13 protein-coding genes are annotated in these 16,703 nt (G+C 60.3%); 2 read left to right on the top strand and 11 right to left on the bottom strand.

The window, feature by feature from the left end; genetic code table 11:
• Positions 1-86: 86 nt before the first annotated feature.
• The 8 genes from FAZ95_RS34130 to FAZ95_RS34095 all read right to left on the bottom strand — a co-directional run bounded on the left by FAZ95_RS34130 (position 87) and on the right by FAZ95_RS34095 (position 10,134).
• Entirely contained in the window at positions 87-1,511 is a 1,425-nt protein-coding gene (locus FAZ95_RS34130) for an efflux transporter outer membrane subunit (protein ID WP_254700088.1), read from the bottom strand.
• 13 nt (positions 1,512-1,524) lie between these two features.
• Positions 1,525-3,486, bottom strand: a complete 1,962-nt coding sequence (locus FAZ95_RS34125; RefSeq protein WP_137336798.1) for a MacB family efflux pump subunit — start codon at positions 3,484-3,486, stop codon at positions 1,525-1,527.
• A 2-nt stretch (positions 3,487-3,488) separates the two neighbouring features.
• Complete coding sequence (gene macA / locus FAZ95_RS34120; protein ID WP_137336797.1) at positions 3,489-4,685, bottom strand: macrolide transporter subunit MacA; 1,197 nt, start codon at positions 4,683-4,685, stop codon at positions 3,489-3,491.
• Positions 4,686-5,007: 322 nt separating this feature from the next.
• Entirely contained in the window at positions 5,008-5,748 is a 741-nt protein-coding gene (locus FAZ95_RS34115; protein ID WP_137336796.1) for a DsbC family protein, read from the bottom strand.
• A gap of 205 nt (positions 5,749-5,953) precedes the next feature.
• On the bottom strand, positions 5,954-7,105 hold the full coding sequence (locus FAZ95_RS34110; RefSeq protein ID WP_137336795.1) for an AAA family ATPase: 1,152 nt from the start codon (positions 7,103-7,105) through the stop codon (positions 5,954-5,956).
• 148 nt (positions 7,106-7,253) lie between these two features.
• Positions 7,254-8,072 (bottom strand): DUF3658 domain-containing protein, encoded by an 819-nt coding sequence (locus tag FAZ95_RS34105; RefSeq protein ID WP_137336794.1) that lies wholly within the window; start codon positions 8,070-8,072, stop codon positions 7,254-7,256.
• A 419-nt stretch (positions 8,073-8,491) separates the two neighbouring features.
• Positions 8,492-8,713 carry a hypothetical protein gene (locus FAZ95_RS39650; protein WP_175425716.1) on the bottom strand — a complete coding sequence of 74 codons (222 nt, stop codon included), beginning with the start codon at positions 8,711-8,713 and terminating at the stop codon, positions 8,492-8,494.
• 530 nt (positions 8,714-9,243) lie between these two features.
• Complete coding sequence (locus FAZ95_RS34095) at positions 9,244-10,134, bottom strand: LysR family transcriptional regulator (protein ID WP_137336792.1); 891 nt, start codon at positions 10,132-10,134, stop codon at positions 9,244-9,246.
• Positions 10,135-10,278: 144 nt separating this feature from the next.
• Here FAZ95_RS34095 and FAZ95_RS34090 point away from each other — a divergent pair, with 144 nt between their 5' ends.
• Complete coding sequence (locus FAZ95_RS34090) at positions 10,279-11,868, top strand: MFS transporter (protein ID WP_137336791.1); 1,590 nt, start codon at positions 10,279-10,281, stop codon at positions 11,866-11,868.
• On the opposite strand, the gene FAZ95_RS34085 is transcribed toward FAZ95_RS34090, so the two are convergent.
• Positions 11,865-12,689, bottom strand: coding sequence for an IclR family transcriptional regulator (locus FAZ95_RS34085; protein WP_137336790.1), 825 nt, complete (start codon positions 12,687-12,689; stop codon positions 11,865-11,867). The two genes, FAZ95_RS34090 and FAZ95_RS34085, sit on opposite strands and share 4 nt — an antisense overlap.
• A 326-nt stretch (positions 12,690-13,015) precedes the next feature.
• On the opposite strand from FAZ95_RS34085, the gene pcaF reads away from it, so the two are divergent.
• Complete coding sequence (gene pcaF / locus FAZ95_RS34080; RefSeq protein ID WP_137336789.1) at positions 13,016-14,218, top strand: 3-oxoadipyl-CoA thiolase; 1,203 nt, start codon at positions 13,016-13,018, stop codon at positions 14,216-14,218.
• Between the two features lie 94 nt (positions 14,219-14,312).
• Here the strand turns inward: pcaF and FAZ95_RS34075 are convergent, their stop codons facing one another.
• Together FAZ95_RS34075 and FAZ95_RS34070 are read right to left on the bottom strand one after the other, a co-directional pair.
• The gene (locus tag FAZ95_RS34075; protein WP_137336788.1) at positions 14,313-14,960 is read right to left on the bottom strand and encodes an outer membrane lipoprotein; all 648 of its coding nucleotides are present in this window, start codon (positions 14,958-14,960) and stop codon (positions 14,313-14,315) included.
• A gap of 260 nt (positions 14,961-15,220) precedes the next feature.
• Positions 15,221-16,690 (bottom strand): NAD-dependent succinate-semialdehyde dehydrogenase, encoded by a 1,470-nt coding sequence (locus tag FAZ95_RS34070; protein ID WP_137336787.1) that lies wholly within the window; start codon positions 16,688-16,690, stop codon positions 15,221-15,223.
• Positions 16,691-16,703: the final 13 nt, after the last annotated feature.

Genomic DNA, 16,703 nt, shown 5'->3' with positions numbered 1-16,703 from the left:
CCAAATACCGCATGCCATATGCCGCGTAGCGCACGAACTGCTCGGCAGCGAGAACGATTTGGGGTAGTAGCGCGACCTCTCGCCGCCTACCGCTCGCCGAGTGTGAGGGAAGCCGAGGCGGAGCTGGCCAGAGGGGGAGCGGCATCGCCGCCGCCGAGTGCTTTGTACAGGTTCATCAGATTGTTGAGGCGATTCAACTGACTCAACGCTTGGGCGCTTTGTGCGTCCCGCAACCGCTGCTGCTGGTCGAGCCATGGCTGTACACCCGTCGCGCCCGCTTTGAAGCGCGCTTTCGCGAGGGTTTCCGCACGTTGCGCCTGCATGAGTGACAAGTTGCGCTGCGTCGCCTCGCTTTCGAGCTGAACGCGCGCCGACAGCGCGTTCTCCACCTCGCTCAGCGCGCCATATAGCTTCTGCCGAAAGTTCACGACGGCTTCCTCATATTCGCTCTTCGACACCTTGATCCGCAGTTGCATCGTGTTCCATTGAATGAACGGCAGTGAGAGCCCGGCGCCGAGCGTCGCCACGGGGTTCTGCAGCAAGCTGGTGAGGTTCTGGCTCGTCGTCCCGAGACTACCGGTCAGCGTCAACGTCGGATAGAAGCTTGTGCGCGTGACGTCGACATTGGCAAGCGACTCACGCAGGCGAAATTCGGCGGCGCGCAAATCCGGGCGACGTCCGAGCAGTTCGGCAGGCACGCCGGCTCTGACCGCGGGCAACGGCGTATCGGGCAATGCGTCACGCTCGGGACCCTGGGCCTGGGGCGGACCGTCGAAGAGAATCGCAAGCGCGTTGCGGTTTTCGGTGCGCTGCTGGATCAACTGCGTTAGCGACGCGCGTTGCTCGGAGAGGTTTTGCTCCGCCTGTGTCATGTCAAGGCCCGAAACGGCCCCCGCCGCGTAGCGCGATTTGACGAGAGCGAGCGTTTGCTCGGCATAGACGATGCTGGACTCCCCGAATGCGATCTGCTGATTCAGGTAGCTCACCTGCCAGAAGAGCGCGGCCGTCGTACCGATCAGCGCCAGTTGCACGGTATCGCGGTCGGCTTGCGTCGCTTCAGCGGCCCAGCGTGCGGCGTCGCGTTCGGCGGCAAGCTTGCCCCATAGGTCCAGCTCATAGCTGAGCGATCCCGCGATGCTGCTTGCGCGGCTCATCTGGTGCGTGTCGAGCGTGCGCGTGAAGCTGCCGTTCGTGCCGAGCGCAACGGACGGCGTGAGATTCGTGTCGACGAGACCGGCCTCCAACTGCGCGCGATAGACGCGGATGGCCGCGGCCGCCAGATCGTTGTTTGTGCGCAGGACGTCGCCGATCAAACGGTCGAGCAACGGATCGTTGAAACTTAGCCACCATTGCGCAGGTGTGGGTTCGGCTTCCGTATCGCCAGGCGAGGCCCATTGCGCGGGCATATCGATGGCCGGGCTCGGCTGCTTCGCCGATATCGCGCATCCGCTCAGTGCGACGACAGCAGCCCATGCGGCGGCGCGGTGGGGAAAGCGTGCTATCGAAATCATGGTCGGCTTTCCATCAATCGCGAGCGAGTGCATCGATCGGATCGAGCCGCGATGCGTTGAGAGCCGGCATGAAGCCGAACACGATGCCGATCAGCGTCGAGCACAAGAATGCCGAGACGATCGAGCTGGCCGAGAACACCATTTTCCATTGATCCACAAACAGAGAGAACACGAAACTCATCGCGAACGACATCACAATGCCGATTGCACCGCCCATCAGGCACACCATTACGGCTTCGACAAGGAACTGCTGCAGGATGTCCGTCTGGCGCGCGCCGACCGCCATGCGGATGCCGATTTCGCGGGTGCGCTCGGTGACGGACACAAGCATGATGTTCATCACGCCGATCCCTCCGACGACGAGCGAAATCACCGCGATAAGCGAAAGCAGCAGCGTCATCGATCGGCCCGTGTTTTCGACTGTTTTGACGATGCTGTCCATGTTGTCCATATAGAAGTCCTTTCGGCCGTGCCGCTGACTCAAGAGCGTGGTTAAGCTGCTCTCGGCGGCGGCGCTGGGTTGGCCGTCGCGAACTCTGACTCGGATGCTGTCGAGAAACTGCTGTCCGAACAGACGGGTGCTCGCTGTGGTGAACGGCACCCAGATGTTGAGGTCTTTCGTCGAGCCAAACGCCGATTTTTTCTCCGCCGCGACGCCAATCACGACGCACGGCTGGTTGTCGATCAGGATGATCTGGCCGAGCGGATTGATTGATGTGCCGAACAGCTGGCGCTGCGTGTTGCGGTCGATCACGGCGACTTGCGCTTGACGGCGGACGTCTTCGGCGCTGAACGAGATCCCCGTGCCGAGCGATACGTTGTTGACCTGGAAAAAACGTTCACCGACGCCGTTGACCATCGCGTTCAAATCGATGTTGCGATATCGCAGCATGAGACTGCGCGATGTGATTGGCGTCGCGCTGTCGACGTAGTGTTGCTCGGCGAGCGCCGACGCGTCGGCCGGCGCCAGCGTCTGGATATCGCCGGCGCGGCTGTCACCCCAGCCGCGGCCAGGATAAATATCGATGGTGTTGGTGCCGATGCTGCTGATTTCGCTGAGCATGTACCGCTTCGCTCCTTCGCCGATGGCGACGATCGACACCACCGACGTGATGCCGATGATGATGCCGAGCATCGTCAAGAGCGTGCGCAGCCGATGGGAGACGAGAGCGGCCCACGCCATCTTGAACGCCTCGGCGAAACGGCCGATTCCTGCAGCGAGCGGGGCCGCGTGCGGTGGCGGGTTGTTGTCCGTATCGTCACGGCTCGCGGCGTTTTCGACGTATTGCGGATTGGCGTGGTCACCGACGATTTTGCCGTCGCTGATCTCGACGATGCGATGCGCGTGCACCGCGACCTGCTTGTCGTGCGTGACGATGATGACGGTGTGGCCGAGCGAGTTCAGCTCGCGCAGCACGCGGATAACGTCCTGACCGCTTTTCGTATCGAGCGCGCCTGTTGGTTCGTCGGCGAGGATCACGTTGCCGCCGTTCATGAGCGCGCGCGCGATGGACACGCGTTGCTGCTGGCCGCCCGAGAGCTGGCTCGGCCGATGCTCGGCGCGTGCGGCGAGGCCGAGGTTTTCGAGCAATCGCTGCGCGCGCTCGCGCCGCTCGGCGTGCGAGCTGCCTCCATAGACGGCCGGCATTTCGACATTGGCCGCCGCGCTTAGGTGCGGCAGCAGATGGTAGCGCTGGAAGATGAAGCCGAAATACTCGCGGCGCAATTGCGCGAACTCGTCGTTGGATAATTCGCTGGTTTCGCGCCCTCCGATTCGATAGCTACCGGAACTCGGATGGTCGAGGCAGCCGAGGATGTTCATGAGTGTCGACTTGCCCGAACCCGATGCGCCGATGATCGCGACAATTTCGCCTGCGTGGATTGTCAGGTCGATGCTCTCGAGTACGACGACATCCTTGTCGCCCGCCGGAAAGCGGCGCGTGACGTTTGTCAGCTGTAGCAGTGGTTCCGACATTGTCAGTCTCTCGCGCTGGGGGCCGCATCGGGCTCGGGATGATCGGTCGCCTCGCCGACAATCACGTTTTCCCCTTCTTTCAAGCCAGACAGCACTTCCACTTTCACGTTGTTGTTGATGCCCGTGCTGACCTTGCGTGTTTCGACACGATTGTCTTTGCCAAGCACGCGCACGGGAAACGCGCCGTCTTTGTCCTTCGGCCCGAGCGCGGCTGCTGGAATCACCAGCACATTCTGCGCTGCGCCGAGCAGAATGCCGACCTGTGCCGTCATCGAAATGCGCAAACGGTGCTCGGGGTTGGGCACCTCGAAGAGTGCGTTGTAGAACACAGCCGTGTTCGGTTTCGACGAGCCGCTGCCCGTGCCGCCCGCGCCGGCTTGCATATCAAGAAAGTTCTGCGGCGCGGGCTCGATTGCCCGCAGCTTGCCGTGATAGCGCTTGTCCGCGTCGCCGAGAATCGTGAAGTAGGCGCTCTGGCCCGGATGGATGCGGATTACGTCCGCTTCGGATACCTGCGCTTTAACCGTCATTGTGTCGAGATGGGCGAGCTTGAGGATCACCGGAGCCAGCTGTTGCGCGATCACGGTCTGGCCTTCCTGCGTGACAATGGCCACCACTTCGCCGTCCATCGGCGCGCTGATGCGCGTATAGCCCAGGCTCGCCTGCGCTGTCTCGATCTGGATTCGGGCGGCGCGGATTTGTGCGTCGAGGGACGCCAGCGTCGCGCGTTGCACGTCGAACCGCGCCTGAGCAGCTTCCAAGTCTTGCCGCGAGGTCGCATCGTCGGGGAGCATTTGCTGTTGACGCTTGAGGCCCAGCTCGGCCTGCTTGAGTTGGGCGGCCGTGGCGAGCCGTTGCGCGGCGAGATTCGCTTCGTTCGCCACGGCCTGACGCAGCGTGTTCTCGGAAATGACCGGATCGATTTCGGCGAGCCACTGGTCCCTTTTCACGTTGTCGCCGAGGTTCACCTTCAGCGATTTCAATTGGCCGGAGACCTGAGCGCCGACGTCGACTTGCTTGAACGCCTGTAGGGTGCCTGAGGCGAGAACGGCGTCTTCCAGATCCGCGCGAGCGACTTGAGCGGTCAGGTATTGCGGGTTCTTGTCGCTGGAGAAAAACAGGTGGTAGACCACGGCAAGCAGAATCAGTGCAATGACGCCTAGCGCCGCCATGATCCGGGGGCGTCGAATTTCTTTCATGAGAAAATCAAGTGATTGAGAGACAACTCTAATGATGATTTTATGGGATTTGATTGGGTAACGAGTTGCGCTGAAGTAACGCTGGACCGATTACGTAGCATACTTTCATGCTCGCCGTCGCCAATTTGACCGGTCTGCAATTGCGAAACATTATTAACATGATCTTATATGCTGAAGCGGTGCTGCACCAGAAATAGGGATTTCACTTATTGGAAAATAAATCCATCGTAAATTTACGGAAAATTTAATCAATTAAGGCTGAAATGGGCTGCGTTCAATCTCATTATTACACTACCCGCCGGTTATAATCCTGAGTAGCCGATTATTCAGCTTTTTTTGCAGCGACTGCCACTACTAGTTGTTGTTCTAGCTTTTCGATTGATAATGCGCCGGGCAGTCGACGTCCATCCGAAAGAAACACGGTCGGAGTTCCTTTTACATTTAAAGAGTGGCCAAGTGCGATATTTCTTTCTATAACGTCTGTCTTGCAAATGTTGGTGGTGGTCGGCTTTCGGTGATCTAGCATCCAGTCCCCCCATGCCTGCGTTCGGTCGGGCGAGCACCAGATAGCCCTGGACTTCTCGACAGAGTCTGGGGATAGCACCGGATACAGGAAAGTGTAAATCGTCACGTTATCGATTGATTCCAGCTCCGCTTCTAGTTGTTTGCAATACGGGCAGTTTGGATCGCTGAATACTGCAAGCTTGCGACTACCATTGCCTCTCACCACTTTCAATGCGTCAGAAAATGGAAGAGCCGAGAAATCTATCTTATTGATTTCTGAGAAGCGTGATTCTGTTAAATTTGATCGGTTTTTGCTATCAAAAATTTCTCCCACCAGTAGACGATCACCTGTTGCGTCACTATAAATAATACGATCTCCAAGATCTACTTCGTAGAGTCCGGCGATGGGTGACTTTAGCACGCTTCTGATTGTCATTTCGTCGCCAAGTCGAGACCGTAAAGTCGCTTCGAGATCGCTGATGATTCCATCATCTCTCATTGAACAACCCGGCATCACTAAAAATATCGCCAATACGACTACGAAATTGCGTTGAATCATTTTAAATGTCCCGCTTTCAAAGGTGGGGGGGAGTGAAAGTGCGGCATCGATCAAGCTGCAGTAGTTTCTGCGGGGGTATGTTTTTTTATTTTATGTTGCCTATAAATATAGTAATGCTAAATATCTATCTGGATTTACTTTCAATTAATACGTTTTGCTTTCTATTTTCGTTATTTTGGTATGGAAAATTCAGGTGTGTCGAAAATCACGTATCTCTAAACTCGCCTGTAATCGTCAGGCCCCTTATCCATGTCCGGCCGTTCTCCTTAATTACATGCAGTGCACGTATGCCGCCTTCTTCGGCGAGGGCATCCGCCAGCTCTTGAGAATGGGTGACGAGCCAAACTTGCGTTCGCTTTGAGGCTCGCACGATTAGTCTTGCCAAGGGGCGAAGCAGGTCTGGGTGCAAGCTCGCCTCTGGCTCGTTGAGCGCGAGGAACGCCGGTAGGCGGTACGCAAGTAGAGTGCCTATCAGCGCAAGGTAACGAAGCGTGCCATCCGATAGTTCGATCGCATTGAATGTTCGGAGCGGGTAATCGGGGAAGCGCAGGCCGAATGACGCCGTCCTGCCAGGGCGAGGAATGTCAAGGACGGCGCCAGGAAATGCATCATTGACCGCTTCCTCGAGCTCTGCTGTGTCCTCACGAATATGTGCTAGCGTTGCAAACACCGCGGCAAGGTTTGATCCATTCGAATCGAGTGTTGGACTGGCGACGGCAAGGCAGTCTCGACGCAATGGGGACGCCGAGTCGGTGCGGAAATCATGATAGAAGCGCCAGTCCATCAAACTGCGACGAACCGTGTGCAACGCCGGGTAACGGTCTGGGTCCTGAATGTGAGCAAGCGCTGTTTCCGAAGCAAGCAGATCAATCCCGACGGACGATTTGACTCCGTCGTCGTTGACGACAGTCAGTGCTGAATTGCGTCTCTGAAGCAAAGCATACTCACGTCCCCGGTTGTGGTGCAGAAGTGTTTCCTCTTTGACTTGCGGTTCGAAGGCGAAAGCGGCCCCGGATACATTGCCACCGATCTGAGGAACAAGGCCAATCGAGACTTCATACTCGTATTGAAGTTCGTCGGTGCGCGAATCCGACAGTTCAACCCGCAAAATGAGCCGAGCAGGTTTGCTGTTATTCCTCCGCCCCGCGAACAAAACTGACTCCATGCCACCCTCGGATGCTAACTCGTACGATAGCTGTCCGGACGCGGACGCTTGAAGCAGCTCCAAGGCTCGATAGAGGTTGGTCTTTCCAACCCCATTTTGACCCACGAAAACATTTAGTTTTCCTAGAGGAATGGCGATGCGTTGAAGCGATCGATATCCTTCGGCAAAGAAGCCACTCACAACTAACGACATTCTGTTCTTCCTTGGCCCTTTCGATGGAGGCGCGCGATATGAAAAGGGTAATGCATTACGTCCTCTCCGTTAGGATCGCTGCGTCGCACGCTTGCAATTCTTTCGCTCGAACGCAACGCAGTCGCTGTCATGGCATGCTAAGTAATTGTCATGAAATTGAGCGAAATTCGAGTTGCATTGGAGCGCTTGAATCACCTCGCATTTCGAGCCCAGGTGAATGTTTAGCAAGCTCAATTATTCGATGGCAAAAGATTAAGTCGCCGGGAATGGAGAGCTTGGTAGCCCAGCACTTTCGAATTGCTCTTAGCAGAATTTCTGGCATACTGTCCCAGTCCGCCGAAATGGAGGAAATTAGTATTTGATCAAATGCATCGATGGAAAAAGATCTGAAATTATTTTCTTCATCAAAAAGGCGGAATGCAGCGTTTTCCGATTTCAGCCCAGCCCATTGTTCTCGATATCTATTTAACAAATCCGGCTGAATAAGTTCTGCCGACTCGCGGATAGAGTTCATTATCGTCACCGGGTCCGCAGCGGGGTTGTTCAGATCATCGCGTCCGGGAAAGTCCGGGCGCGCTAGCAAAATATTTTTGGGATCGCAGCGATCAATCCAGTGCAAAAAATTTGCATATTCAACGGAGTCATTGGTGTTGACCCAGGCTACCATGTGTATTCCATGCTCAATTGACTCTTTTAAGGCTGCGTATGTTCTTTCGCTCGTGAGCATCTGATCTTCAGTGATTTCGATGCCGAAGTGAATTTCTAACCACTCCCGGCGGAAAGATATGCTGCTGTATTCAATCGGTCCTAGGTGCATTGCGTCGCACGCAAACTCAACCTCCTCATCGATTCCTTTTTTAGTTATGAAGTCCTTAACGAGGGAATATGAGTCATGTGAAAAGGTGACGTTGACGACTTTGAAAAGATTGGGGTCTCCATGTGCGGCAAGGCTAGGGTCGGTCATCATGCAATACTCCTTAGTTCTTTGCGTCTGTCATTATGACACGACAACCATAAACTGAGCGTGAACTCACGACAGACAACGTGCTGCCCGTCGCACGGATGGCGTAACCGCTTAAAGCAGCGGTGATGCCCAAACTGCACCTTCCAAAACGATCCATTGTTGGCGACGACGGAATCACGACCGAGGCCGTAGTTGCCGCCGTCGCCAAGCGACACAAGTGCCCGAAGCTAGCTCGACATCCAAGCCGACTAAGTCATATCAAAAATCGTCCGGGCAACGAGTAAATTTAGCAGCCTGGGGAACCCCACGGCCACGCACCGAAACTCGAGTTGCAGCGATTCATGCAGTCCAGGCACCTCGATGTGCCCCAAATGCTACCAGCTTGATTGCCATTTTTTGAGACACACTGGGAGTAGCCAGTGCTACAAGATGGAAAATATGCAGCTGGCTGCAAATCCATCTTCTTCTGGGGGGGCAAAGTAGTCAATGCTGCCATTTACGGAATGCACGCTATTGCTGGTAGTCGTCTCTGAGAATGCGGCCGGGGCATGAAATATTGAAAACAATGAGATGAGTGCGATTGCGATGATGTCGCGAAGGCGCTTGCTATGTCGCTGCAAGAAATTGGACTTGAATTTAATCATGATTCGACTCTCCTTGCTATTTTGAGAACGGAGGTTCTCACGTGTTAATTGTCATGCTTAACGTCTGACGAGGAACAGTTTTGTAGGACTACGGAATGATGTAGTTGGAAAGCAAAAGTCTAAATTGCTTGCTACCAACTTCCTTCTTCTGTCAAGCCGATGCGCTGGCTTGTCATCGTGGCCCAAATGTCACCCCCCCAGCCTTTTGCCTTGCACGGAAGGAATCGTGATATGTCACGGCATCGAACATTGCTTTTTGAGAAATGTAGGATGACTAATCAATCTGTCCATCTACGCGCGGCCTGACATTTATATTACAAAATTCTTTCGAATGCAAGGGGCGAAACTGCGCGCTCACAGGACGCGGGCTCGTGGGGGCGCATTTTTGTGCTTGTAGTTATGCTGATCGGGTACGTGACGGTGAGCGGTGATCGTCTTGCGCTCGATTCCGTGATGGGCACGCGTCGCACGCCACACCTGCCCGCTAAGTTGCTGCGGAAGTCAGTGCCTTGAGAGGCGTTGTCTGAGCACTACCTCAGCACCCGCTTCTCAACCAAATAATCGACGAACACTCTGAGCTTCGGCAGCAAATGCCGGTTGCTCGGCCACAGCACCGAGAACCGCCCCGTGTCAGGCAGATGGTCGTCAAGCACAGTCGTCAGCGTTCCGGCCGCGATCGCTTCGCGCACGACGAAGTCGGGCAGATAAGCAATGCCTAGGCCGCCCGACGCCGCGGCGATCAACGCCTCGACGCTGTTGCAGATCAGGCCGCCCGCGAGCGCAACGGGCGGCTCGTCTGCGCGCGAGCGCAGGCTCCACGGTTGAAGCTGCCCGGTGGTCGGAAACTTGTAGCGCAAGCACGCGTGCTGCTCCAGTTCGCGCGGCACGAGCGGCACGCCGCGCCGCGCGAAATACCCAGGCGCGCCGGCAAGAACGAAGCGAAACGGCCCAAGCGGCTTCGCCTTCAAACGCGAGTCGTTCAGCTCGCCGCTGCGAATCACCGCGTCGACGCCCTCGGCGATCACGTCGATCAGCCGGTCGTTGAAATCCAGATCGAGCTCGATGTCGGGATACCGCTGCGTGAATTCAGGCAGCACCGGCATCAGCATCCGGTATCCGACCGCCGGCAGGCTCACGCGCAACCGTCCGCTAGGTGTCCCGGTGACGCGCAGCATTTCGGCCTCGGCCTCTTCGATCTCCCCGACGATGCGCTGACACCGCTCGAAAAACAGCGTGCCTTCCTCGGTCAGACTGATGCGCCGCGTGCTGCGGTTCAAGAGCCGCACGCCGATTTTTTCCTCGAGCCGCGCGACGCTCTTGCCGACCGCCGATGCCGACACGCCCAGCCGTTCGCCCGCCGCGACGAAGCTGCGCATCCGGGCGGCGTGGACGAAGGCCAAGAGGCCGCTCAGGCTATCCATCGTATCCCTCGATTCGAGAATTTTTGTCCGTTCATGGCGGGCGAATAGGGCGTTTTATCGCGATTGCGGCCACTTTATCATCGGTCGAACTCATCCACCGCCTCGTTTCGCCATGGCGCGGCGAGCGTAATTCAAGAGGATTCGATGTCGACTGATTCCGCTGGCAAACGCCGCGCCGGCCGCCGCGCGCCGCTTTCGCGCTCGCCTTTGCCCTTGCAGCACGCACGGGCCGGGGGCGCCCACCATCCGCTCGCCGTGCTCGGCACCGTCTGCCTCGCGGCGGTGACGCTGCCGCTGAGCTTCGCCGGCGCGCCCGTCGCGATCCCGGCGATCAGCCACGATCTCGGCGGGAGTCCCGTCGCGCTGAACTGGATCACCAACGCGTTCATGCTCAGTTTCGGCAGCGTGCTCATGGCGGCGGGAACGCTCGCGGACGTGTTCGGCCGCAAGCGGATCTTCGCGATCGGGATTGCGCTCTTTGTGTTGTTGTCGCTGCTGATCGGCCTTGCGCCGAGCGTCGGCTGGCTCGACGTGTTGCGGGCGGCACAGGGCGTCGCTGGGGCTGCGGCGCTGTCGGGCGGGTCTGCCGCGCTTGCGCAGGAGTTCGACGGCGACGCGCGCACGCGCGCGTTCAGCCTGCTCGGCACGACCTTCGGCGTGGGGCTTGCGTTTGGTCCGATCCTCGCGGGGTGCCTCATCGACCGCTACGGTTGGCGGTCGATTTTCGTCTCGAGCGCCCTCATTGGCGCGCTGGTGCTGCTGTTCGGCGTGCCGCGCATGCGCGAATCGCGTGATCCGGATGCCGCGGGCGTGGATTGGACGGGCACCGTCGCATTCACCGGCTTCCTGGCGACGCTGACCTGGGGTGTGCTGCAGGCGCCGGAAAGCGGCTGGACCAGTGGTCTCGTCGTCGGGCTCTTCGCGTTATCGGCGGCGTGCGCCGTGGCGTTCTTCGTGATCGAGCGATGGACGGCGCGGCCGATGCTCGATCTCACGCTCTTTCGCTATCCGCGCTTCGTGGGCGTTCAAGCGCTGCCGGTCGCGACCTGCTATTGCTTTGTCGTGCTGCTGATCTTGCTGCCGATCCGCTTCATCGGCATCGAGGGACGCAGCGAGGTGAGCGGCGGATTGATGATGATCGCGTTATCGGCGCCGCTCTTGTTCGTGCCGTTTGCCGCGGCCCTTGTCACGCGATGGGTGCGGCCGGCGGTGGTGTCGGGTGTCGGGCTGCTGATCGCCGCTTTGGGTCTTTATCTGCTGTCGCGTATCGAGCCCGGGCAGTCGCCGCGCGGCACGATGCTCGCGATGTTCGTCATCGGTTTCGGGACGGGCATGCCCTGGGGGCTGATGGACGGCCTGTCGGTTAGCGTCGTGCCGAAGGAGCGCGCCGGCATGGCGACCGGCATCTTCAGCACGACGCGCGTGGCCGGGGAGGGGATCGCGCTGGCGATTGTCGGCGCGCTGCTCGCGGGATTGATTCAAGGCGGGCTCGCGCGCGAGCCGCATCTTGCCGCTGCGGCGCCGAGCTTGGCCATGGCGGCCCAACGCGCGGCAACCGGAGACCTGGGCGATGCGGCGGCTCTGGTCCCGGGGTTGAGTCACGCGCGGCTCATCAAGGTCTACGCGGATGCGTTTCGGATGCTTCTATACGCGTTGATCGCCATCACGCTGCTGTCGGCGCTGATCGTCTTCGGCTTGCTCGCGCAGCCGCACCGAAGCGCAGATGAAGCCTAACCGCGCCGCGCCACCAGTTCGGAGACGGTCCGCGATGCCTGCTGCAACGGCTCCAAAAACGCTTTCACCATCTGCTTCGCGGACTTGCGCTGTACGTTGCCGCTGATGTTGAGCGCGGCGATGATGCGTCCCTGCCGGTTGCGAATCGGCGCGGACATCGAGATCAGGCCGGCTTCGAGTTCCTGATCGACGATCGCCCAGCCTTGCGCGCCGACTTGAGCGATGGTCTTCTTGAGCTCGTCCCTGTCGACGATCGTGCGCGGCGTGTGCGCGACGATCTGCGTGGCGTCGAGCGTGGCGTCGAGTTCTTGCTCACTCAACGCCGAAAGCAGGACGCGGCCCATCGACGTGCAATAGGCCGGCAAGCGGCTGCCGATCGAGAGGTTGATCGTCATGATCTTGTGCGTCGGCACGCGCAGCACGTAGACGATTTCGGTGCGGTCGAGCACGGCCGCCGAGCAGCTTTCATGCACCTGCGCCGACAAGTCTTCCATGATCGGCTCGGCCAGATTCCAGAACGGCATCGACGTCAGGTAGGCAAAGCCGAGATCGAGGATCCTGGGCGTAAGGCGAAAGAGGCGTCCTTCGGCTTCGACGTACCCGAGCGTTTGCAGCGTGAGCAGAATGCGGCGCGCGCCCGCGCGCGTGAGCCCGGCGGCGGCGGCGACATCGGTCAGCGTCTGCTCGGGTCGTTCCGCGTTGAACGTGCGGATCACCGCAAGACCGCGCGCGAACGATTGGACATAGGAGTCGCCCGGTTTGTCCGGCGCTTCGGCGGCTTCGTCAGAAGAGGGGGGCGACACTTGGGGGGCTTTGCTCATGGCCTGTGGCGAAATGGGGCAGCCGTGAAGATAGCTCAAGGCTCGTCTTTCGCCAACCTTGGGCCAACGAGGGCGATCCGAGGTTTGTCGATTGCCGATGCCTTGGGCGAACGCGCCGCCGGAACGCCACTGTGCTTGACAGGGATTTCTCCCAGCCTCTATGATGGCCTTAAATGTTCGATACACGATCTTTAGTTCGCATATAGAACATTTCGCAATTCGGTCGCACGGCTTTCTCGTTTGCCAAGAACGTCGCCGGACGGCCGCCCGTTCGACTGCGCCGCGCCTAGGCGTGTGCGCCGGCATTCAATTCTTGGAGACATCACATGACCGAAGCCTTCCTGTGCGACGCGATCCGCACGCCGATTGGCCGCTATGCGGGTTCCCTGTCGTCGGTTCGTGCCGACGACCTCGGCGCCATTCCCCTGAAAGCACTGATGGAGCGCAACAAGGACGTCGACTGGTCGGCCATCGACGACGTGATCTACGGCTGCGCGAACCAGGCCGGCGAGGACAACCGCAACGTCGCGCGCATGTCGCTGCTGCTGGCCGGTCTGCCGCAGGCGGTGCCGGGCTCGACGGTGAACCGCCTGTGCGGTTCGGGCATGGACGCGGTCGGCATTGCCGCGCGCGCGATCAAGTCGGGCGAAGCGGGGCTGATGGTGGCGGGCGGTGTCGAGAGCATGAGCCGCGCGCCGTTCGTGATGGGCAAGGCGCCGACGGCGTTTTCGCGTCAGGCCGACATCTACGACACGACGATCGGCTGGCGCTTCATCAATCCGCTGATGAAGCAGCAATACGGCGTCGATTCGATGCCGGAAACGGGCGAGAACGTTGCGCAGGACTACAACGTGAGCCGCGAGGCGCAGGATGCGTTCGCGCTGCGCAGCCAGCAGAAAGCCGCGCGTGCGCAGCGCGACGGCACGCTCGCGCAGGAAATCGTGCCGGTGACGATCGCGCAGAAGAAGGGCGACCCGATCGTGGTCTCGCAGGACGAGCACCCGCGCGAGACGAGTCTGGAAGCGCTGGCGAAGCTCAAGGGCGTGGTGCGTCCGGACGGCACGGTGACGGCGGGCAACGCGTCGGGCGTGAACGACGGCGCAGTCGCGCTCTTGCTCGCCAATGAGGACAGCGCGAAACGGTTCGGCCTGACGCCGCGCGCACGCGTGCTCGGCATCGCGACGGCGGGCGTCGCGCCGCGCGTGATGGGCATCGGCCCGGCACCCGCCACGCAGAAGCTGCTCGCGCGTCTCGGCATGACGATCGACCAATTCGACGTGATCGAACTGAACGAAGCGTTTGCATCGCAAGGCATTGCGGTGTTGCGCATGCTCGGCGTGGCCGAGGACGATCCGCGCGTGAATCCGAACGGCGGCGCGATTGCGCTCGGTCACCCGCTAGGGATGAGCGGCGCGCGGCTCGTCACGACCGCGACGTATCAACTCCATCGCACGAAGGGGCGCTACGCGCTGTGCACGATGTGCATCGGCGTCGGGCAGGGGATTGCGATGGCGATCGAGCGGGTGTGATGAGGGTGTGATGACTGAATAGGCAAGCTTCGCCGCTTGCCTTGCCTCGCTGACAGCGGGCCGCTTTTATAGCGGCCCGCTGTCGCATCAAGCATCAATAGCGCGCGATCTGATCGCCGTCGACACGCACGCGATCGCCCGGATGCAGATCACCCGGGTTCGGCAAGTCGAAGGCGCGCGTCGAGCCGTCGCTGAGTTGTACCGAAACGCGATAGCCGGATGGCCCACCCATTTGCTGGCCGATCGAGTTTCCGGCCACTGCGCCGCCCAAGGCGCCGACCACGGTGGCGACATCGCGCCCGTGCCCGCGTCCGATCTGGTTGCCAAGCACGCCGCCGACCACCGCCCCGACCACCGTTCCCGCTACGCCCCCAGGGCTTGCCGCATTGCTGAGCGGCTGGATGGCCGTCACGGTGCCGTATTGCGTCGAATAGCCGTAGGCCGGCGCAGGAGCCGGGGCCGGTTGATAGGCCACAGGCGGAGGCGGCGGCTGGTAACCGGCAGGCGGCATCGGCGCGGGTTGGGCGTAGACCGGCTGCGGGTCGGTATCCTGCGCGTACGCGGGCTCGGCATATTGCGGCTGCGCGTATTGCGGTTGCGTGTACTGAGGTTGCGCGTATTGCGGCTGGGACGGATATGACGCGTACGGATTCGGCGCCACACAGCCGCTCAGCGCGAACGTTGCGCCGGCTGCGGCAAGGGAAACGAGAAGGCTGACTTTTGGAAGAAATACGCGCGTCATCGGGTGTCTCGGCATCGAAGCGCCGCTTGCTTGCGGCAGACTGATCCAATTGCGGATCGGCGCGTGAAGTATAGGGAAAGCCGTGTTTACGGGCGCATGGCCGCGGGTAACAGTGTGTAAAGTCTGTAGCGGCGTGGCGCGCGCCGGCGCGTCTCGATTCGCTATGTTCGCGCACTGAGCACGTGCAGAAAACAAAACGGCAACGGTGCAAGCCGTTGCCGTTTTGCTTAAAGCTGCGAGCGGTTCAAGCGCTCAGCGCCTCAAACCTCGCCCATGCACAGATACTTGATGACGACATAGTCGTCGATCCCGTAGTGCGAGCCTTCGCGGCCGAGCCCGGATTGCTTGACGCCGCCGAACGGCGCGACTTCGTTCGAGATGAGCCCGGTGTTGATGCCGACCATGCCGTACTCGAGCGCTTCGGCCACACGCCACACGCGGCTGATGTCGCGGCTATAGAAGTACGCGGCGAGGCCGAACTCGGTGTCGTTGGCGAGGTGCACGACTTCATCGTCCGACGCGAACTTGAAGAGCGGCGCGAGCGGGCCGAACGTTTCTTCCTTCGCGACTTTCATCGCGGGCGTGACGCCGCTCAGCACCGTGGGCTCGAAAAAGCCGTGTCCGAGCGCGTGGCGCTTGCCGCCCGCGACGACCTTTGCGCCTTTAGCCAGCGCGTCCTCGATATGCGCTTCGACTTTCAGCACCGCGGCTTCGTTGATCAGCGGGCCTTGCGTCACGCCGGCTTCGGTGCCGCGACCCACCTTCAGCGCACCGACCGCCGCGCGCAGCTTTTCCGCGAACGCGTCGTACACCTTCTCATGCACGTAGAACCGGTTCGTGCAGACGCAGGTCTGTCCGCTGTTGCGATACTTCGAGGCGATCGCACCGGCCACCGCCGCATCGAGATCGGCGTCGTCGAACACGATGAACGGCGCGTTGCCGCCGAGTTCGAGCGAGACCTTCTTGACGGTCGGCGCGCACTGCGCCATCAGCAGACGCCCCACAGGCGTCGAGCCCGTGAACGACAGCTTGCGCACGGTCGCGTTGCCGGTCAGTTCGGCGCCGATCGCTTTCGGATCGCCCGTGACGACGCTGAACACGCCCGCCGGCACGCCCGCGCGCTTGGCCAGCACGGCGAGCGCGAGCGCCGTCAGCGGCGTCGCTTCGGCCGGCTTGACGATGATCGGGCAGCCGGCTGCGAGCGCGGGGCCGACCTTGCGCGTGATCATCGCGGCCGGGAAGTTCCACGGCGTGATCGCCGCGCAAACGCCGACCGGCTCCTTCACGACGACGATGCGCTTGTCCGCGGAGGGGCTCGGAATCGTGTCGCCGTAGACGCGTTTCGCTTCTTCCGCGAACCATTCGAGGAACGACGCCGCGTACTGGATCTCGCCCTTCGCTTCGGCGAGCGGCTTGCCTTGCTCGGTCGTGAGGATCAGCGCGAGGTCGTCCGCGTTGTCGAGCATCAGGTCGTGCCATTTGCGCAGCACCGCCGAACGCTGCTTGGCGGTCTGCTTGCGCCACGCGCTCCAAGCGCGGTTGGCCGCATCGATCGCGTGGCGCGTTTCCGTCGCGCCCATGTTCGGCACCGTGCCGAGCAGGTTGCCGGTGGCGGGGTTGCGGACTTCGAACGTCGAGCCGTCGGCGGCGCCTTGCCATTCGCCGGCGATAAACGCCTGCGTGCGCAAGAGCGACGCGTCCTTCAGATTGATCGGTTCCAGATTGTGCATTTCCACTCCAGAT

The sequence above is a fragment of the Trinickia violacea genome (genome assembly GCF_005280735.1).
Taxonomy (GTDB): Bacteria; Pseudomonadota; Gammaproteobacteria; order Burkholderiales; family Burkholderiaceae; genus Trinickia_A; species Trinickia_A violacea.
Note: the sequence above shows the minus strand (reverse complement) of the source record. Positions and strands in the feature narration are given on the sequence as shown.